The 21,228-nt window shown below is 65.8% G+C and carries 7 protein-coding genes; 4 read left to right on the top strand and 3 right to left on the bottom strand.

Annotated elements, in window-relative coordinates; all coding sequences use genetic code 11:
* Positions 1-84 precede the first annotated feature (84 nt).
* Complete coding sequence (locus P2869_RS27875; RefSeq protein ID WP_277598626.1) at positions 85-12,693, top strand: filamentous haemagglutinin family protein; 12,609 nt, start codon at positions 85-87, stop codon at positions 12,691-12,693.
* Between the two features lie 127 nt (positions 12,694-12,820).
* Here the strand turns inward: P2869_RS27875 and P2869_RS27870 are convergent, their stop codons facing one another.
* Positions 12,821-14,152, bottom strand: coding sequence for a substrate-binding domain-containing protein (locus tag P2869_RS27870; RefSeq protein ID WP_277598625.1), 1,332 nt, complete (start codon positions 14,150-14,152; stop codon positions 12,821-12,823).
* A 319-nt stretch (positions 14,153-14,471) separates the two neighbouring features.
* Complete coding sequence (locus P2869_RS27865; RefSeq protein WP_277598624.1) at positions 14,472-15,788, bottom strand: substrate-binding domain-containing protein; 1,317 nt, start codon at positions 15,786-15,788, stop codon at positions 14,472-14,474.
* A gap of 755 nt (positions 15,789-16,543) precedes the next feature.
* Here P2869_RS27865 and gspD point away from each other — a divergent pair.
* Positions 16,544-18,901 carry a type II secretion system secretin GspD gene (gene gspD, locus P2869_RS27860; protein WP_277598623.1) on the top strand — a complete coding sequence of 786 codons (2,358 nt, stop codon included), beginning with the start codon at positions 16,544-16,546 and terminating at the stop codon, positions 18,899-18,901.
* The gene (gene gspF / locus P2869_RS27855) at positions 18,901-20,118 is read left to right on the top strand and encodes a type II secretion system inner membrane protein GspF (RefSeq protein WP_199541036.1); all 1,218 of its coding nucleotides are present in this window, start codon (positions 18,901-18,903) and stop codon (positions 20,116-20,118) included. The genes gspD and gspF overlap by 1 nt, the downstream gene beginning before the upstream one ends.
* Positions 20,119-20,165: 47 nt before the next feature.
* Here gspF and P2869_RS27850 read toward each other — a convergent pair whose 3' ends face one another.
* Positions 20,166-20,600, bottom strand: coding sequence for a general secretion pathway protein GspC (locus P2869_RS27850; RefSeq protein WP_277598622.1), 435 nt, complete (start codon positions 20,598-20,600; stop codon positions 20,166-20,168).
* Positions 20,601-20,728: 128 nt separating this feature from the next.
* On the opposite strand from P2869_RS27850, the gene gspG reads away from it, so the two are divergent.
* The gene (gene gspG, locus P2869_RS27845) at positions 20,729-21,214 is read left to right on the top strand and encodes a type II secretion system major pseudopilin GspG (protein ID WP_017775092.1); all 486 of its coding nucleotides are present in this window, start codon (positions 20,729-20,731) and stop codon (positions 21,212-21,214) included.
* The last annotated feature ends 14 nt before the right edge of the window (positions 21,215-21,228 follow it).

The raw sequence follows: 21,228 nt of genomic DNA, 5'->3' as shown, positions 1-21,228 counted from the left end.
AGGTGCGGCTTCGCGTGGCGCCGGAATGGGCGTGAAGGGACGCGACGGGCGGGGCCGCCCACTTCTTAGGCTTCGGGGTGAAGAATGGCAGCACGCGCACGCGTCGTACGAGAACATAACCCGCAGGGTTCGCAGACGGTCCTGACATCCGACGTGCGGCCGCTGTGCCGCGCGGTGGCGCTGATGCTGGCCGCAGGCTTCACGGCGCATGCGCATGCCGCGGGCATCGTGAACCTCGGGCAGGCCACGGTGCGCAACGCCGCGGGCGGTGTGGGCGGTGCAGGAGGCAGCGGCGCAGGCGTGCCGAACCTGGGCGTCTCGGCGCAGCAGGCATTGCAGGCGAGCCAGCCGTCCATTCGCAACCTGGGTCACGCGGCCCAGGCCATCGCGGCGCAGATCGCCGCGCAGCAGAGCGCAGCGGCGGCGGCCGCAGCGACAGCCTCCACGGTGCCGAACGGCCTGACGCCGGGCGGCCTTCAGGTGGCGGCGGGCGTGAGCAGCGACCCGAACAACGCGCTCCTCTGGTACAACGCCAACGCGCCGACGCAAACCGTGGACAGCAGCGGCCACGTCAACGTGGACGTCAAGCAGACCGGCCAGAACGCCGTGCTGACCTGGCAGACCATGAACGTGGGGCGGCAGACCACGCTCAACTTCGACCAGTCCTCCGGCACGCAAACCAACGGCGCGAACAACTGGGCCGTGCTGAACCGCATCGAAGACCCGAGCGGGCGGCCCAGCCAGATTCTCGGCAACATCACCGCGCAGGGCTCGGTGTACGTCATCAACCGCAACGGCATTCTGTTCGGAGCGGGCTCGCAGGTGAACGTGCATTCGCTGGTGGCGTCGTCGCTGAACCTGCTCGATACGAAAGACGAACTGGTGCAAAGCGCCGCCGGCATCGTTGCCAGCAACAAGCAGTTCCTGAGTCTTTCGGCGGGCACGACGGGCGGGCTTGCTTATCCCGAGTCGGGCAATTCGACGGGCGTGCAGGGTTCGACCGGAAAGCCCAACGAGATTCTGGGTTTGGGCAATCAGGTCACGACGGGGCAGGCGTACCAGGCGCCGGGCGACGTGACGATCGCGCCCGGTGCGTCGATCACGACGCACACGAACGGCACGGTCACCGACGGCGGCTTCGTGATCGTGGCGGCGCCCAACGTGACGAACGGGGGCAGCATCACGGCGACGGCCGGGCAAGTGGTGCTGGCTGCGGGCGTGGGCGTGAGCGTCAAACCGAACAAGTCGGGCGTCACGGCTAATCCGCAGATCCTGCTGCCCGAGCTGAGCGGCCAGATCTTCACCGTCCAGAATGGATCGACGATCGACATCACGCCCGCCGGCACGCTGACGAACACGGGCATCGTTCAGGCCGCGCGCGGCAATGTGAACCTGCTGGGCAGCAGCGTGCAGCAGAACGGCGTGGTGGGCGTGACCACGAGCGTCAACACGCCGGGCAGCATCACGATCTCGACCATCGACGAGTTCGAGTCCAACGACCCGACGGGCAAAACCTACTCTGGCGGCTCGACGCCTCCCACGGGCGACGGTGTGTTCACGGGCGCGCACCGCGCCGGCTTTCTGAGCTTCGGCCCCGATGCGGTCACCGCCGTGATGCCCGACAACGATGGCCAGACCGCCACCTCCACGCCGGGCACGGTGTTCACGGCCGGTAACGTCTCGCTGACGTCGGGCTCGGTCTGGTTTCAGGGCGGCTCGCTGATCGAAGCGCCGGGCTCGAGCGTCTCCGTCAACGCGCTCACGCAGTCCGCCGTGGGCTATGCCACGCCACCGGGGCAGACGGCGGTGCCGGGCCGCATTTATCTGGACAGTGGCGCGATCATCGACGTCTCGGGTCTTGCCAACGTCGAACTGCCCATCGCGCAGACGCTCGTTACGATTCCGCGCCTCGGCCAGAACGAACTGGCCGACTCGCCGCTGCTGCGCGACGGCTTTTTGTTCGGCCTCAAGAACGTGGTGGTGGACAGCACGCTCACGGGCACGCGCAGCGACGGCGTGCAGTGGGTGGGCAGCCCCATCCTGAATCTCTCGGGATACGTGAACCTGATTCCGCGCACGGTGGACCAGTTGCTCACCAACGGCGGCACCGTCACGCTCACGGGCAACGAGGTCATGACGGCCACGGGTTCGTCCATCAACCTCAACGGCGGCTACGTCCACTACGACGGCGGCATGGTCAACACGACACGGCTCGTGGACGCGAACGGCGCCATCGTGCCCATCGGCGAGGCCAATCCCTACGACACGTATCTGGGCATTGCCGGCGCGTTCACGGAAACGCACCCGCGCTGGCAGGTCACGAAGACCTGGTACAACCCGCTGCAAAGCGGCACGGGTTACTACGAGCCCGACTTCATCGTGGGCGGCAACGCCGGCACGCTGGACGTCTACGCCGCGCAGTCGCTCGTGCTCGACGGCGATATTTCCGCGCAGGCGTTCGGCGGGTCCAAACAGACGCAGGGCAACAGCTTGCCAACCGGCGGCACGTTCAACCTGGCCGTCGATCCGAAGCTCACCACGAGCGGGCAAGTCATCGCGCTCACACTGAACAATTCGGCGGCCGCGCCCTCGGGCGAAACAAGCCTTGTGATCCTGCAAAACACGGCGCCGCAACTGAACGGTCTCGTGCCCGGCTTCTCCATCGACACGCCGATCACTGCCGCAACGCTCGGCACGACGTCGGCCACCGACCCGAACAACCTGCTCGCCACGATGGTGCTGCCGGCCGATACGCTCAGCGCAGGCGGCTTCGCCAACGTCAACATCGCGAGCGACAAGCTGAACGGCAAGGGTTTTGTCGTGGCCGAAGGCACGACGCTCGCGTTGCAGCCGGGCGGCTCGCTCTCGTTTTCGGGCACGCATCCGGGCAGCACGACGATTGCCGGCGAGGTCTCTATTCCGTCGGGCAAGGTCACTGTTTCGAACGGCGGCAGCATCACGGTCACGTCTACCGGCACCATCGATGTGGCCGGGCAGTGGGTGAACAACGGCGTGCAGACCGCGCCGGACACGACGCCCGGCAACAGCGAGTTCATCAACGGCGGCAGCATCAGCCTGACGGCAGGCGGCCGTCTCGATCTGCAACCGGGCAGCGTGCTCGACGTCTCGGGCGGCGGCGAGATGCAGGCCAACGGCCAGTTGCTCATGAACAACGGCATTGCCGCGGGCAAGGGCGGCAGCGTGTCGCTCGTCACGTTCGACAACTACCTCGCCCAGGTACCGGCCGACCCGTACCTCGCCATGGACGGCACCATCAAGAGCTTCGGCTTTTCGGGCGGCGGCACGCTCACGCTGGGCGCGGCCGGGTTCCAGGTGGGCGGCGACACCTCCGCGGCGCATCCGTGGGACGTGGTGCTGCCCACGGACTTCTTCGCGAACCAGGGTTTCGGCAACTACGTGCTCAATGCGCTGTACGACAGCACCGTGGCCGCCGGCGCCACCGTGCGGCTCACGCAGCAGAACACCGTTCCCGATGCCGTCGCGCTGCAAGGCGCCGCAAGCGGCACGAACCTGTCGAGTGCCGGCCTCACGACCGTCGGCACCTTGGACGCGTACCACCGGCAGGCCACGAGCCTCGTGATGACGGGCGGCGGCTACCTGCCCGTCTTCGACAACCTGTTCAATCAAGGCACCCCGGTTCCACCGGTGCAGATTCCCACGACGGACGGCGCGGTCGGCACCGTGAGCGTGGGCCAGGGTGCCTCGATCGTGGCCGATGCGGGCGCGAGCATCGGCCTTGGGTCGCCGGTGCAGGTTACCGTGCTCGGCTCGCTGATTGCACCGGGCGGCTCGATCACGTTGAGCGCGGAGTCGAAGGTGGGCGCGCTCCATACCGTGACGGGACAGGCCGCGCCGCCAAACGGCTACACGAGCCCGAGCCAGTCGGTATGGCTGGGCCCCGACGCATTGCTCGACGTGTCGGGCGTCGCGCTCACGAATCCGCTCGCCGCGCCGGTCAAGAACGGACAGACCACGGTCACGCCGAACACGGGCAAGGTGCTGCCGGGCGGCTCCGTGATGATTGCCGACGACTCGGGATACATCGTGGCCCAGGCGGGTTCAAAGATCGACGTATCCGGCACGGCCGCCAGCTTCGACCAGTTGCAGGCGAACGGCACGTATGCTTCGCAGCCTGTCTGGAGCGACGCGGGTTCCATCACGCTGGCCGCATCGAGCGGGCTCATGTTCGACGGCACGCTGAAGGCCCAGCCGGGCGCGAGCCAGGCGCAGGGCGGCACGCTCACGCTGCTGCCCGAAGGCAACACGGCCAGCGCCCTGGTGTTGCAGCAGAGCGGCACCTTCGTTCCTGCGGGGCTCGCGCCGGGCCAGAGCATTGTCGACGTGGCCGGCGTATTGCAGGGCGGCGGCAACGGCACCGCAGCCGCCAAGGGGCCCACCGGCGTGATCCAGTTCGCCACGGACCGCCTGACCGGCTCGGGCCTCTCGACCTTCATCGTGGGCGACAGCACGTCGCCTTCGCCCGTGCCCGTCGCGTTCGTGGGCGACGTGGGCATTTCCGTGTCGAAGGCGGTGCAGATCTATACCAACCAGATCGCCGCGCTCAGCAACAGCCAGCTTGGCCAGTTGCAGTCGAGTACCGCGGATTCGTCGGGCAACTACACGTTGCCTACGGTCGCTTCGGTGTTGGGCAATCAGAGCGGGACGGCTTCGCTCGGCTCGACCGTGACGATAGACGCGCCGTATGTGGCGCTGGTGGGGCCCACGCTCATCAACCCCGCGGCCGTGCCTGCGGCCAGCGCGTTGTCGGACGCGACGCTCAACGTGAACGCGTCGTTCATCGACCTCGAGAACCAGGTTCAGCTCAACAACGTCGGGCAGGCCAACTTCACGAGCAGCGGCGACATCCGGCTCAGTTCCACCAGTTCCGTTAACACCGCCCTGCAAGCGGGCCAGCTTTATACCGCCGGCAATCTCACGTTCAAGGCGGCGGACGTCTATCCGGCGACGGGCAACACCTTCATTCTCGACGCGGTGGGTCCGGCGCCCACCACCATCACGTTCGAATCGAACGGCACCTCTGGTGTGCCGCTCTCGGCAGGCGGCACGCTGCTCGTGGACGCAACGAACATCGTGCAGGGCGGCACGGTGCGTGCGCCTTCGGGCACGCTCGTGTTCGGCGTGGGCGACCCGTCGAACAGCGCGACGAAGACGCAGTTCAACAACCTGACGCTCGTCGCGACGGATTCGGTGACGTTCGCGGGCGGCAGCGTCACGTCGGTATCGAACGGCAACACGGTGATTCCGTACGGTGCGACGGTGGACGGCGTGGAGTGGCAGTTCAGCCCGGTGGCCAACAGCACGACGGCCGACGTCACGGCGCCGCCCGCGAAATACATCGGCGTGAACGGCGGCAGCATTGCGTTGAACAAAGGCGCGACTATCGACCTCTCGGGCGGCGGCGATCTGCAGGCCGCCGAGTGGGTGCCGGGCACGGGCGGTACGCGCGACGTGCTCTCGCAATACAACCTGAGCTACGCGAACAGTGCGGCGGGCACGGCGGTGCCCGTGAACGTGGGCGCGACGAACGTGTACGCCATCGTGCCGGGCGCCCAGTCGCCGGTCGCGGCTTACGACCCGGTGTTCGCGCAGACGCTTCAGCCTTCCACCAATGGGAATGGCACGGCCGGCACCACGACGACGAGCCTCGGCGTGGGCCAGGCCGGTACGGGCAGCGCCGTGGGGCAGGCTGTGTACCTCTCCGGCGTGCCGGGGCTGGCGGCGGGCGTCTATACGCTGCTGCCGGGCAAGTACGCCACGCTGCCGGGCGCCTATCGCGTCACGGTATCGAGCAGTGCCGGCAACGTCGCGCCGGGCGCGAGCAAGGTTCTGGCCGACGGAACCGTGGTGACCGCGGGCTACTTCGCCGACGCGCTCTCGGGCAGCCGCAGCGCCACGCCTACGGTGTTCAACGTGCAATCGGGCGCGGTGTGGCAGCAGTATTCGCAGTACACGCTCACGGGCGCCAACACCTTCTTCCCGTCACTTGCCGCGGGCAAGGGCAACGTCACGCCGCCGCTGCCCGTGGACGGCGGCCAGCTCGTGCTCGCCGCGACGAACGCGCTCGCGCTCGGTGCCACGCTCAACACGGCCGCCGGCCAGGGCGGCGCGCCGGCCGAAGTCGACATCGCTTCGCAGGACATTCAGATCACCGGCAACGGTGCTGCCGCGCTGCCAGGCTACCTGCAGATCAGCGCGGCCGATCTGGATTCGCTCGACGCGGGGAGCCTCCTGATCGGCGGCACGCGCACCGCGACGACGAGCGGCATCACGATCAGCCCCATCGCGAACAGCGTGGTGGTGTCGGACAACGGCAGCAACGCGCTCTCCGGTCCTGAAATTCTGCTCGTCACGAAAACGGACGCCACGGGCACGGATGCGAACGCCGCGAACGGCCTGCGCGTCGATGCCGGCAGCGCGATCACGGCGTCGGGCAACTATCCCGCCGCGAAAGATGCGCCCATCACGATCGCGGGCGACGGCGCGTTGCTGCGCGTCTCGAACGGTGCGATGACCACGGTCACGCGCACCGGTGCAACGGGCACCGGCAACCTGACAGTAGGCGCAGGCGCGACGCTGACGGGCGGCGCGGCGCTCACGCTCGATTCGTCCGGCGACCTCAAGGTGGACCCCACAGCCGTGCTCTCGGCGAAGGCCATCATGGCCGACGGTTCCGCCATCACGTTCACGGACCGCACGGGCGCCGCCGCGGCCAACCTGCCGGGCTTCGTGCTGGACCCGGCCGGCATCGCGCAACTCGCCAACGCGGACCAGGTCATTCTGCGCAGCGCGGGCGCGATCAGCTTCATCGGCAACGTGAACGCGACGTTCGGCAACAGCGTGGACTTGAGCGCAGGCACGTTCGCGAGCGACGGCGGCAACGCTGTGCTCAACGGCCAGCAGGTTGCCTTCACGAACGAAACCGGCGCGACTTCCTCCACCGCCACGGCCGGCACCGGCACGCTGACCGTGAACGCGAAGGAAATCGACTTCGGCACCGGCGACAAGAACGTGAGCGGCTTCGGCGCCGTCACCATGAACGCGACCGCGGGCATCGCGGGCCAGAACACGGGCACGTTCGATTTCGGCGCGCTGCCCGTTACGCTCAACGCGCCCGTGTATCTCGCGGATACGAGTTCGGCAGCCACCATCAAGACCACCGGCGTGTTGAGCCTCAACAACGCGGCGGGCACGGCGTTGACGCGCACGCCCGTGGGCGGCGCGTGGAGCTTCGTGGGCGGCACGGTGCTGGACAACGGCGCGACCATTGCCGCGCCCGCGGGCAACGTGAGCCTTGAAGCGACGAGCGGCAACCTCACCATCGGCAGCGGTTCGACCGTGAGTTCCGCAGGCGTTTCGAAACAGTTCTTCGACGTAACCGAATACGCGCCGGCCGGCACCATCACGCTCACGGCCGACGCGGGCACGGTGGACGTGCAACCCGGCGCGACGCTCGACTTCTCCGGCGCGAAGGGCGGCGGCGCGGCGGGCAGCCTCACGCTCTCCGCGCCGCAGCAGGTGGTGAACCTGAACGGCGCGCTCAAGGGCGGCGCGGCAAGCGGCTTCGCGGGCGGATCGTTCTCGCTCAACACCGGCGGCGCCGCGAACCTGGACAGCCTCGCGCAGACGCTCGCTTCGAGCGGCGTGAACAGCGCCATCGCGATACGCACGAAGGCCGGCAACCTCACGCTCTCACCGGGCAATACGCTGACGGCGCAGACGGTCTCGCTCACGGCCGATGGCGGCGCGGGCAACGCGAGCGATACGGCCAACGGCAACGTGAACATTCTTGGCACGATCAACGCTTCGGGTAAGGCGGGCGGCGAGATCGACCTGTATGGGCGGAGCGGGGTGGATGTGGAGGGGGCGTTGATTGCCCGCGGGTCGGATGCGAACCAGCGCGGCGGTAAGGTCAATATCGACACGAGCGCGGTATTCGATCCGGCTGCGGCGAACCCGTACAACACGACCTACGGCTACGAGAACATCGACCCGGCGAACGCCGGCCTCATCAAGGTGGGAGCCGGCGCGTTGATCGACGTGTCGGGCGGCACGGCAGGCGGGCTGTCGGGCGGCACCGTGAACTTCCGCGCGCCGCTGCTCGTGAACGGCACGGTCAATGTGCAGTTGCCTTCGGCGTTCAATAGCGGCGCCGGCATCGTAGGCTCGCGCGCCACCACGCTCGAAGCGTATGCCGTGTGGAGCACGACCGACGCGACAACGGGCGCGCAACACTTCGACAGCGTAGTGGACCCGGCGGGATGGTTCGACAGCCAGGGCCATCTGCTTGCGGGCACGTTCACGGCACAGGGCTCGAATGGCGCAAGCTTCACGTTCACGCCCGATTCGAACGGCGACGGCCTGGGCACGCTCACGAACACATCCACAGGCGCGCAGTATCAGTTGACGGACGCCGGCCAGCTTTACACGGGCGTGAAGTCGGACACGTTCACGGGCTTCGGTGGGCTGGACAGCATGTACTTCGCACCGGGCACCGCGAATACCACCCACCAGACGTTCTACGGCTATGCCAACGGCGATGCGAGCGCTGCCGTGCCGGGCACGCTGATGGGCTTCGTCGAGCAAGGCTTGAACGGGCTGGCCAATCCGTTTGCAGGCACGAGCATCCAGAACGCGCGCGTGGTGCCGGGCATCGAACTGGACAACCCGACTCCTGCCATCAACGGCGGCGACATCCTGGTGCTAACGAACTGGAACCTGGGGGCGGGCTCGTCGGCGAGCAACCTGGCGTTCCGGTTCAATGGTCAGGCACCGGTCATCACGTTCCGTGCGGATAACGACGTCAAGGTCAAGGCGAGCCTCACGGACGGGTTCTTCCAGATTGCCAATCCGATTGCGGCAGGCGGCAGCATTACCGTGCTGCCTATCGATCAGTACGGCACGTACGCGGCAGCGAAGTACCAGTACAACGCGGCGGGTGGCTCGTTCCAAGGAACCGGCGCGGCGGGGTCAGGGCTGGCCTACTACGCTATCTCGGGGTTTGTCTCGGGGCCTGCCGATATCACGGCAGCCGACCCGCAGGCGTTGCAGGAGTATTACGCGTTGTATTCGGCGTATGCGAAGTTTCTGGATCAGACGCTTCCTGCCAACGTTGCGAGCCCCTTTAACGTAGATCCGCACTTTAGCTACCTCCAACTGTTCTATGCAGAAAGGAACTGGGCTGTTGCGTTGCCAGCCCCCGCCGCGCCACCTTTGCCGTCGACTCAATCGGGCCTCGACAGTTATGCCGTGCAGTACGTCCAGTATCTAGCGCAATACACTTCCTATATTTCGAACCTGGCGGCGAAGTTGGGCCCGAACAATTTGTCGTTGGGAGTTCGCTTGCCTGCTACTCCAGCTGCCGTGCTGGGCATAACGCCGATCACGGCATCGAGCATCCCTCAACCGGTGCCGACCGACAACACCCCGTCGCCCACTGCCACGGCAGCGAACCCCGTTCCGCTGCTGTCCGCATCGCTGGCGGGAGGATCGAGCACGTCGTTCCGCCTGGTGGCAGGCGCCAACACGGCGAGCGCCGACCCGCTCGCCGTTCAAGCGGCCTCCGTATTCGGCAACGCCACTGGCGGCAGCGTGACGCTCGACGCACACAGCGAGTACGTGGACACGAACGGCCGCACGTTGGTGACGCCCACCATGATCCGTACAGGCACCGGGTCGATCGACGTGGCGGCTGGCAACAACGTGTCGCTGTTCGATACGAATGCGCCAGCGCCTACACCGGCCGATACGAACGCCCTCGTCATTCCGGGAGCGATCTACACTGCCGGGGCGCCGACAAGCAACAATTCCAGCGTGGGGTCCACTGTGACGGTCGTGCGGGGCGGCGGGGCCACACAGGACATCCTGGTCTCACCCACCGTCACGCCGGATTCGGCAGGCGACATCACGATCCGCGCGCAAGGCAACGTCAACGGCATGGAGTACGTGACCGACACGAACGGCTCGGTCACGGGCCAGGCGGGCAACAACATCAGCCAGTTCTGGTGGCAATGGATGGAGGTGACCGCGAACCCGACGGCAGATGCTACGGGCGCGCCGAGCACGCTGCTGCGTAGCACGTCCATCAATTTCGGCGCGTTCGACCAGGGCGTAATGAGCGTGGGGGGCAACGTATCCGTTCATGCGGGCAGCAACGTATCGGACCTCGCTGTGTCGTCGCCCACCACCTGGTATCTCGACCAGACCGGGACGCCCGTTACCGTGGGCGGCGGCAACCTGAGCGTGAGCGCAGGCGGCAATATTCTGAGCGGCGACTACTTCGTGGCGAAGGGCACGGGAACGATCACGGCCGGTGGGCGCATCGGATCGGACTTCAGCGTGAACGCGCGGCAGAGCAACCAGGCAGCTGTCGCAGTATCGACAATATTGGCGGCCCAGGACGGTGTGTTCAACGTGACGGCGCGCCAGGGTGCCGATATCGGCGCGGTCCTCGATCCTTCATACGCGAGTACCTTCAATCAACCGGGAGGATCCCCCACCGCTTCCATCACCCTGCTGGGCTACAAGCAGTACGCGGATGGCCAGGGCTACTCGGCGACTTCCGCCGTCAACGTGCTCTCGACAACAGGCGACGTCCAGTTCGGCACGCTTGGCGGTCTGCTGACGGGCGCGGAGGGTACGTTGCCCGCCAGCGTGAACCTCACCGCGTTCGACGGCGGCATCGACGTGGCGTCAGGCGGCACGCTGTACCCGTCCGCGGTGGGTCAGTTGAATCTGATCGGCAACCAGTCGGTGAACATTTCCAATGCAGCCGCTTTGACGGGAGCCGCCCTTTCCGCCAATTTCGTGATGTCGGACGCCGACCCGTCGCAGATGCCTTCGCCCACGCAGCCGCAGGCAAAGCCGGGTGCGCACGCCGTGAGTCCGTTGCATGCCTCGGACACGGAGCCAGCCCGTATCTATAGCCTTAACGGCAGCATCGTAGATGGCATTGTGAATGGCGTTTCCGGCACGTCGGGTTTTTATACGCAACGGCTCTTGCTTTCGGTAGACAAGCCCGCCCTGATCCAGGCCGGGCAGGACATCGTCAATCTTGCGTTCCAGGGGCAGAACCTGCGCGGCTCGGACGTGACGCGCATCGTCGCCGGACGCGACATTTTCGATACGCCGCTTGCAGCTAACACCGGCCAGGTTTATCCGTTGCTCGTGCTGGGCGGCCCCGGCACGTTCGACGTGGAAGCCGGCCGGAACATCGGACCCCTGACGAACCCGGCACAAGTTCGTGCCGCCAACATCCAGGGCGTCAATCTCCCGACCGGTATCGATGCCGTAGGCAACACGAACAACCCGAACCTGCCGCACGAAAGCGCGAATATCAACGTGCTGTTCGGCGTGGGGCCTGGTGTCGCGCTGGCGAATTTCGTTTCGACCTATATCGATCCGGCCAGCTCCGTTGCCGGCGTGCCCAGCACGACGCCAGCGCTTATCGCGTTCATGGAGCAATACGATGCCGGACTGGGCATCGACACGGGACTGCAGAAAGACCAGCAGGCCGCACAGGCGAGGGTAGGCACGCTCACGGCGGACGAGGCCTGGAAGCAGTTCCAGGCGCTACCGTCGTATGTCCAGCAGTTGTTCGCCGAACAGGTGTTGTTCAATGTGCTGACCCAGGTGGGGCAGGACTACAACAATCCGTCGAGCCCGTACGCCGGTAAATACGCGCGCGGCTACCAGGCCATCAACGCGCTGTTCCCGGCGTCGTTCGGCTACACGGCAAACAACCTGGAAGGCGGTAGCAACGGCGCGAACAAACTCGCGAGCACGGGTGATCTCGACATACGGAGCACCACGATCCAGACCCAGCAGGGCGGCAATATTTCCATTCTGGGTCCTGGCGGGCAAGCGCTCGTGGGCAGCACGTCGGCTCCGCCGCAGATCACGGACAGCCAGGGCAACGTCCTGGTGGGCCCTGGCATGATGGGCATTCTGACGCTCGAGCAGGGCAACATCGACATCTTCACAGACCGCAGCGTGCTGCTCGCCCAGAGCCGGATCTTCACGGAGCAGGGCGGCGACCTGACCATCTGGAGTTCGAACGGCGACATCAACGCCGGCAAGGGGGCGAAGACCTCGGCCGACACGCCCGCGCCGCAATACGCATGCGACCCGAACCATTACTGCATCGTGGATGCGCGCGGCGAGGTGACGGGCGCGGGCATCGCGACGTTGCAGTCCGTGCCGGGCGCGCCGCCGGGCAATGCGAACCTGATTGCGCCGCGCGGCACGGTGGACGCGGGCGATGCCGGCATTCGCGTGTCGGGCAACCTCAACGTGGCGGCGCTGCACGTAGCGAACGTGGACAACATCCAGGTGCAGGGCACGTCGCTCGGCGTGCCGGTGACGCAGGCCGTGAATACGGGTGCGCTGACGGCGGCCAGTTCGGCGGCATCCGCGGCGAGCCAGATGGCGCAGGACCTCGTGAAGAACAACGCGTCGGGCGTGGGCCAGCGGCGCTGGGCTATCTCCGTGCAGGTGGAAGGCTTCGGCGACGCCGGCGACGACAGGAAGCGCAAGCGCGAGCAGGTGGGGTATGACGCGTCGAGCGCGGTGTCTGTCGTCGGATTCGGGCCAGTGGCGCCGGCTCAACGCTCAGGGTTGACGCAGGAAGAGCGCGAGCGGTTGGGGAAGATCTGATGGTGTGTTGACTCTGATCGCCGCTGCCGAGGTGAGGCGTCTGCAACGGTCGCTGCGATACAAAAAGACGCGGCCCGATGTTTCGGGCCGCGGCGACGTACAAAGAACGGCTCAGGTTTGCGGCGCATTAACGGCCGGATACACCGTTCGCGGCAACACAGACGGTCGAGTTGCCGATATCGAGGGATTGGCCCCTCGTGTTGCTCAGGAAGTCCGCGACGATTGCGGACCGGAAGCTCGCCGGTACGATGTCGAAGCCGTTGCCGTGCGCGATGGATGCATACGAAGCCAATGTGTAGTGATCGGTCAGGAAGTCGACCATAGCCTTGGTAACCGCAGCGCTCGCATAGCACTGGCTCACGATGAGCTGGCTTGTGCCCGAAACCGGATAGCCGGAAGCGGGGTTGGCCAGGGCCGCGTAGCTGGCGCCGGAGACAGGCGCCCACTGCGTCGGATTGGCTGCCGCAGTGCCTGTCGGGGCCGTGATGCTGCCCAGCGCTGTCGTCGCATTGGCCGCCGTCGGCGCGTAGTACGTCGAGTTCCTCGCATTGCGAAGGCTCGCGACCTGAAGCTGCGAAGACGCCGACGAGCTGGACGGAGCCAGGAACGTGTTCGTATAGGCCGGGCTCAGGTAAGCCACGGCGGCCGGCGAACCCGACGAGCTTTGGATCGTCAGCAGCGCGGAACGCACGCCGCCGTTACCCGTGGCCGCGACGAAGTTCGACGGCACGCCGCTCGGGAAGGCGGAGATGTTGGCGAACGTGAGCGAATCGACGAACGTGACGCCGCCGGCCGTGTTGGCGGTCGTGCAGACCGCGGCCAGGTGGCGCGTCAGCAGTTCGGTCGTGCCGCTGCCGACCGCATCGTAGACCACCCTGATCGGCAAGTTCAGGCTGTACGTGGCGTCCGTCTCGGGGTTCGTCACCTGGTTCCAGTTCGTGAGCTTGCCCGAGAAGATGCCGCACAGGTCGTCGTCGTTCAGCGCAATGCTGTGCGCCTGGTTCGGAGTAGTCTGCGGCGTCGTCGTGCTGGTCACGGCCGGCGCGTTGACGAGGGGGATCGTGATCGGCGTGACGACGTACGGAATCTGGATTAGCGGGCCGCTGGCCATGCCGACCGTGCTGCTCTTGTAGTTCGTGACCTGCGCCGTGGAGAGGGCTGCGTCGCTGTCCGCGAAATCCACCGTGCCCGTCACGGTGGAGCCGAAGAACGACGGCGCGTTGCTCAGGAACGCGTTCTGGCCGGCAGCCGAGCCGACCGCGTAGTACGTGAAGGTGGCTTCGCTGGTGCCGAAGAGGCCGATTTCCGTGTTGGGCTGGCTGACGCTGCCCATCAGCGGCGCGACGAGCGACGAGCCGCCGCCTAGCACGATGGGGCCGGCAGCCATAGCGGCCGTGGCGCTCACGCTGGAGAGAGCAAGTGCCATGACCTGGCAGATCTTGCGTTTGCTGGGGTTCATTTAATTTCCTTGAACGAAGACAGATTGGAGCGCCTGTTGCCGGGACTTCTTCCGGCAAGGGGATGCGATGCGGGGTGTGGATGGCTCGTGCCGGAAGCCGAGAGTCTTGCGAACCGGTCACGCCTTTGAAGCGTTACTGGCACGCAGCGGCATCAGTTGGAGAGAGTTGTGACGCGCACTCCGGCCGGCACATCGACACGCTCGTGAGCTGCGACCAACCATCTGCCGTATCGGTCAAGCACAAAAACGCACGTCGCGCCCCGGAACCTCCGGGGCGCGACGTGTCGGTATCAGCAGGAGACGCTAACGCGTCGCCGGCTTAGCGGCCCTTGCCGCTGCACACCGTCGAGTTGCCGATGTTCAGGTTGTTGCGATTAGCCGTCAGGAAGTCGCCGACGATCGCGCTCTGGAAGCCCGACGGTACCGTATCGAAGCCGTTGCCATGAACGACCGAGGCGAACGTAGCGTTCGTGTAGTGGTCGTTCAGGTAGTCCGTGACAGCCTTCGTCACGTTGGCGTCCGCATAGCACTGGCTCAGGATGATCTGGCTCGTGCCCGAAACGGGATAACCCGAAGCGGGGTTGGCCAGGGCCGTGTAGTTGGCGCCGGAAACGGGCACCCACTGGGTCGGATCAGCGGCTGCAGTGCCGGTCGGGGCTGCGATGCTACCCAGCGCCGTCGTTGCGTTGGCGGCCGTCGGCGCGTAGTACGTGCTGTTCCGCGCGTTGAACAGGCTCGCCACCTGCAGCGCCGGCGAAGCCGACGAGCTGGACGGAGCAAGGAACGTGTTCGTGTAGTCCGGGCTGATGTAAGCCACGGCGGCGGGCGAACCCGACGAGCTTTGGATGGTCAGCAGCGCGGAACGCACGCCGCCGCTACCCGTGGCGGAGACGAAGTTCGAGGGCACACCGCTCGGGAAGGCCGAGGTGTTGGCGAACGTGAGCGAATCGACGAACGTGACGCCGCTCGCCGTGTTGGCGGTCGTGCAAACCGCGGCCAGGTGGCGCGTCAGCAGTTCGGTCGTGCCGCTGCCGTCAGCACGGTAGACCACCTTGATCGGCGAGTTCAGGCTGTACGTGGCGCTCGTTTCGGGGTTCGTCACCTGGTTCCAGTTCGTGAGCTTGCCCGAGAAGATGCCGCACAGGTCGTCGTCGTTCAGCGCAATGCTGTGTGCCTGGCTCGGCGTGGTTTGCGGCGTCGTCGTGCTGGTCACGGCCGGCGCGTTGATGAGGGGGATTGCAATCGGCGTGACGATGTACGGAATCTGGATCAGCGGGCCGCTGGCCGTGCCGACCGTGCTGCTCTTGTAGTTCGTGACTTGCGCCGTGGAGAGGGCCGCGTCGCTGTTGGCGAAGTCCACCGTGCCCGTCACGGTGGAGCCGAAGAACGACGGTGCGTTGCTCAGGAACCCGTTCTGGCCGGCGCCCGAGCCGACGGAGTAGTACGTGAACGTGGCTTCGCTGGTGCCGAAGAGGCCGATTTCCGTATTGGCCTGGCTGACGCTGCCGATGGTCGGGGCCACGAGCGACGAGCCGCCGCCTTGCACGAGCGGGCCGGCGGCCATAGCGGCCGTGGCGCCCACGCTGGAGAGAACGAGTGCCAGGACCTGGCAGATCTTGCGCTTGCTGGATTTCATGAGATTTCCTTGAACGAAGATAAAGGGAATGCCTGTTGCCTGATGACGAGACGAGTACCGCTTGATTGCCACATTGCGGCGACCGGTGTCCGGTGTGAACCGCCGAATTACTCTAGGTGAAATCTGGAAAGAATTTGTGAAACTTTTATAGCGAATGGTACGGACCATTTTTGAAAATCGGCTGTACCCCATATGGGATCTGGCAAGAGCGATTGAGAGCCGCAGCGAGCGGAAAACAAGCCGAAGACAGGCAACAAAAACCCGAGAAAGAAAACCCCCAACCGCCCGAGCAGCAAGCGAGGCGTACCCGTGCCCGCAACGGCAAAGCCCCTACCGCCCTTCCACGTCAATTTGATGGCAGATGCTACGGACCATTTATGTCACGTCTTGAAAAGCCTCGCCGTTCCACGATTCGCCATTTATAAAAAAGCGAATTTCGGCGCAAAAAATTAAACCACGCAATGCGGCCTGAATATAAAACGTCGAAACGTCTATATGACAGAAGCGAAAATCGAATCCGCCGAAAACGATTTAATGAAATCCACCCAACCCCCGCAAAAAATGTTGCCCACCATTCGTCATAATTCTGATCCACTTCGCTGCTTAGTCTTTGCCGGGCGAATCCGTCCGGCATGAGGCGCGCCGGGGACCCGACGAACAGACGAGGCCATGCGGGGTGTGCTGTGGAGTATCGATGCACGCGGCAGACGCGTTCGTCGCCGCCCGCCTGTTGCTCCGGCATCGAACCCAGCTCTATGACAAGCACACGCTCACGCTTCGGTCGCTTCGGTTGTTCCCCCGCAGGTTTCGCGATTCTGTTGACCGGTCTGGTCGCCGCGCGGTTTGCCTTCGCGCAGGTAAGCCTCAACTTTTCGAATGCCGACGTGGCGCAGGTGGCCAGGGCCATCGGCGCCGCCACCGATACGACGATCATCGTGGACCCGCGCGTGAAAGGGCAGCTCAATCTCGTCTCGGACAACCCCGTCAGCAAGGAGCGCGCGCTCAAGACGCTCGAAGCCGCGCTGCGCATGCAGGGCTTCGCGCTCGTACGCGACCACGGCATTCTGAAGGTGGTGCCCGAGGCCGATGCGAAGCTGCAAGGCACGCCCACCTACGTCGGCAACACGCCGCGCGCAAGCGGCGACCACGTCATTACGCAGGTGTTCCGCCTGCGCAACGAATCCGCGACGAATCTGCTGCCCGTGCTCAAACCGCTCGTGAGTCCCAACAACGTGATTGCGGCCTACGCGAACGACAACACGCTCGTCGTCACGGACTACGCCGACAACGTGCGCCGCATCGCGCAGATCATCTCGGGCATCGACGCGAGCACGTCGCAGCGCGTGGCCGTGGTGCCGCTCAATCACGAAAGCGCCATGGACCTCGCGCCCGTCGTGCAGAGAATGCTGGACCCGAGCACGACGGGCAACGCCGATGCCACGCTCAAGGTGTCGGTAAGCGCAGACCCGCGCCTCAACGCATTGCTGCTGCGCGCCACCGACCCTGGCCGCGTCGCCGACGCCAAAGCGCTCATCGCGCAGCTCGATGCGCCGACGCGCGTGCCCGGCAACATGCATGTGGTGCGCCTGCAAAACGCGAGCGCCGTGGATCTCGCGAAGGTGTTGCGCGGCATGCTGGGTCTCGCCAGCGATACGGGCAGCGGTTCGCTGGGCACCTCTTCAGCGAAAAGCTTCAGCGAGAGCAACGGCGGCATGTCCGGCAAGAGCGGCGGCTCGGGCACCGGCACGAACGCATCCACGGGCACGGCGGGCCTGCCGCCGCTGCCGGGCACGACCGACAGCGCATCGGGCTCGACCAGCGGCGACACCACCACGGCGCGCGGCGGCCTGATTGCGAGCGCGATGGGCGGCGGCGCGGAGTCCGCGGCGAACGGCATGATTCAGGCCGACGCCGCCACGAACTCGCTCGTCATCACCGCGCCCGAGCCGGTCTATCAGAACATCCGCAACGTGATCGACCAGCTCGACGTGCGCCGCGCCCAGGTCTATCTGGAAGCGATGATCGTGGAGATGAGCGCGACCTCGGCCGCGAATCTCGGCGTGCAGTGGCAGGGCGCCATCCAGTCGGGCAACGGCAACAACGCGCTGTATGGCAGCACGAATTTCGGCACGTCGACGAGCCAGAGCATCGTGGACCTCACGGCGCAAGGGCAGACCCTCGGCCAGAATCTCTCCACCGCGACGGCCACCACGCTGCTCAACAACGGCATCAACATCGGCCTGCTGCACAAGTTCGGCAACTTCTTCGGGCTCGGCGCGCTCGTGCAGGCGCTGGCGACCGTGAGCAACGCGTCGATTCTCTCGTCGCCGAATCTCATCACGCTCGACAACGAAGAAGCGCGCATCGTCGTGGGCTCCAACGTGCCGGTGCAAACGGGTTCGTATTCGACGGCCACGGCTGTTTCGAGCACGGGCGTCAACGCGTTCAACACGTTCGACCGGCAGGACGTGGGCATCGTGCTGCACGTGCGTCCGCAGATCACGAAGGGCGGGGTCATCAAGCTGCAGATCTATTCGGAAGACTCGTCGGTGGACCCCACCTCCGTGAACAATCCCGGCGGCGTGACCATCATCAAGCGGTCGGTGCAGTCGACGGTGCTCACTGACGACGGCGAGATCATCGTGCTGGGCGGCCTCATTCAGGACAATTACTCGGACGGCAACAACAAGGTGCCGTTCCTCGGTGATCTGCCGCTGATCGGCTCGCTCTTTCGCGCGGAGAACAAGAGCCGCACGAAGACCAACGTGATGGTGTTTCTGCGGCCCGTGATCCTGCACGACGGCGAGACCACCGCGAGCATTTCGGGCAGCCGCTACGACCAGCTGCAACAACAGATGAGCGACTACCGCTCGGACAACCGCATCGAACGCGACCGCGACATCCCTGCGCTGCCGCCGCGTCCGCCGGGCCCGGAGCAGGGCGTGGCCCCGGCCGAGGGCCTCTTCGATCTGCAGCGGATGAAGCGGCCGTCCGGGAGTGGCGATGGCGGTTCCGCTCCCGCCTCGGACAGCGTGACCGGTGCAGCGGCAGCAGCAGGTGCCTCGGGTGCTTCCGGTACTGCAAGCGCTTCAGCGACAACAGGAGCCCCATGATGTCTGCGTTCCGCTACGAAGCAATCAACCCCACGGGCAAGACCTTGCGAGGCGTGCTGGAAGCCGATAGCGCGAAGGCCGGGCGCAGCCAGTTGCGCGCGCAGGGTTTGACGCCGCTCGTCGTCGAACTGGCCGCATCGCGACTGCACGGCGAGCGCAACCAGCGGCTCGCGCTCGGCAAGAAGCTTTCGCAGCGCGAGCAGGCCATCGTCACGCGACAGCTTGCGAGCCTGTTGATTGCGGGCCTGCCGCTCGACGAATCGCTTTCGGTGTTGAGCGACCAGGCCGAGCGCGACTACGTGCGCGAACTGATGGCCTCGATACGCGCGGAAGTGGTGGGCGGCCACTCGTTTGCGAATGCGCTCTCGCAGCATCCGCGCGATTTTCCCGACATCTATCGCGCGCTCGTCGCCGCGGGCGAGCATACGGGCAAGCTCGGCGTGGTGCTCTCGCGCCTTGCGGACTACATCGAGCAGAGCAACGCGCTGCGGCAGAAAATTCTGCTCGCGTTCACGTACCCCGCGGTCGTCACGGTGATTGCGTTCGGCATCGTCACGTTTCTGTTGAGCTACGTGGTGCCGCAGGTGGCCAACGTATTCACGAGCACCAAACAGCAATTGCCGTTTCTCACGGTCGCGATGCTCGCGCTCTCGGGTTTCGTGCGGCACTGGTGGTGGGCTGCACTCGGTGGGCTCTTCGCGGCGGGGTGGCTCACGCGCAAGGTGCTTGCGCTGCCGGGCCCGCGGCTCGCGTTCGACCAATGGCTGTTGACGGCGCCGCTCGCGGGCCGGCTTGTGCGCGGCTACAACACCGTGCGCTTCGCGAGCACGCTCGGCATTCTCTCGGCGGCAGGCGTGCCGATTCTGCGTGCGTTGCAGGCCGCCGGCGAAACGCTGAGCAACCGTGCGATGTTCGGCAAGGTGGAAGACGCCATCGTGCGCGTGCGCGAGGGCTCGTCGCTCTCGCGTGCGCTCGGCAATACGAAGACGTTTCCGCCCGTGCTCGTGCATCTGATCCGCTCGGGCGAGGCGACCGGCGACGTGACGACGATGCTCGACCGCGCGTCCGAAGGCGAGTCGCGTGAACTGGAGCGTCGCACGATGTTTCTCACAAGCCTGCTCGAACCGCTGCTGATTCTCGCGATGGGCGGCGTGGTGCTCGTGATCGTGCTCGCGGTGATGATGCCGATCATCGAACTCAACAACATGGTGCAGTGATGAACGGCGCACCTGCCGCACGCGGTGGCATGCAGCGGCATGCAGGTTCAACGCACGAACGCGCTCGGGCTTTGGGCGTCCGGCAATCTGATTTCGCGCTGCAAGCCGTTGCTTTCCACCACGATGGAATGCGCGCGTACTTCAGCGAGTTTCGCGGCGTGGCCGACTGTGCCGCCCAGACGCACGACACGCGCCGCCTCGCCGCCCTGGCTCACGATGGCGGCGGCATGGTGTGCGTCGAACGAGAGGATGCCGAGCAACTGGAGGGTGTTGTGCGCGTCGGCGTCGGGCGAGGCACCGAAGAGCGTCGTGCCCGCGGATACGTCGAGCGGCGCGGGTGGAGGCGTGATGGCCGGTGCGGCTGCTGCCGGCGCGCTGAATACGCGCATCCACCAGAGCACCACGGCGATAAACAGCGCAGCCGCTACAGCCGTGGCGAGCATGGGCGCAACGGCGAGGCGAGTCAGGGGCAGGCGAATCATGGTGGAAGTCCCGGGCGGCAAGAAGGAAACCGACGAAGCGAACGAGCGATTGAGCGGCGCGTGCACGAAACGCAGCACATGCCGACATTTTTTGACGCGAGGGTGAAGAGATGATGACGCGACCCGCAATGACTCATTCAACGCATGCGTGCACACCGCGTTCAGCGCGGCGGTACCAAAGCGGCCAAGGCAACCCGCGCAGCCAGCGCGGCTTCACCCTTATCGAAATCATGGTGGTGATCGCGATTCTCGGCATTCTCGCCGCGCTCATCGTGCCGAAGATCATGAGCCGCCCCGACGAGGCGCGGCGCGTGGCGGCGAAGCAGGACATCGGCACGGTGATGCAGGCGCTCAATCTGTACCGGCTCGACAACGGGCGGTATCCGTCGCAGGACCAGGGGCTGCGCGCGCTCGTGGAAAAGCCCTCGGTAGACCCCGTGCCCAACAACTGGAAAGACGGCGGCTACCTGGAGCGCCTGCCCAACGACCCGTGGGGCAACGCGTATCAATATCTGAATCCCGGCGTGCACGGCGCAATCGACGTGTTCAGCTATGGCGCCGACGGCAAGGCAGGCGGAGAGAACAACGATGCGGACATTGGTTCGTGGCAGTGAAGGCAGAGAGGGCA

The organism is Paraburkholderia sp. SUR17 (assembly GCF_029536165.1).
Classification (GTDB): Bacteria; Pseudomonadota; Gammaproteobacteria; order Burkholderiales; family Burkholderiaceae; genus Paraburkholderia; species Paraburkholderia kururiensis.
Note: the sequence above shows the minus strand (reverse complement) of the source record. Positions and strands in the feature narration are given on the sequence as shown.

Bases quoted from the DNA above. Each gene is read 5' to 3' on its own strand.
- P2869_RS27875 (WP_277598626.1), top strand. From the start codon at position 85: ATGGCAGCACGCGCACGCGTCGTACGAGAACATAACCCGCAGGGTTCG.
- P2869_RS27865 (WP_277598624.1), bottom strand. From the start codon at position 15,788: ATGAAATCCAGCAAGCGCAAGATCTGCCAGGTCCTGGCACTCGTTCTC.
- gspD (WP_277598623.1), top strand. From the start codon at position 16,544: ATGACAAGCACACGCTCACGCTTCGGTCGCTTCGGTTGTTCCCCCGCA.
- P2869_RS27870 (WP_277598625.1), bottom strand. From the start codon at position 14,152: ATGAACCCCAGCAAACGCAAGATCTGCCAGGTCATGGCACTTGCTCTC.
- gspG (WP_017775092.1), top strand. From the start codon at position 20,729: ATGACTCATTCAACGCATGCGTGCACACCGCGTTCAGCGCGGCGGTAC.
- P2869_RS27850 (WP_277598622.1), bottom strand. From the start codon at position 20,600: ATGATTCGCCTGCCCCTGACTCGCCTCGCCGTTGCGCCCATGCTCGCC.
- gspF (WP_199541036.1), top strand. From the start codon at position 18,901: ATGTCTGCGTTCCGCTACGAAGCAATCAACCCCACGGGCAAGACCTTG.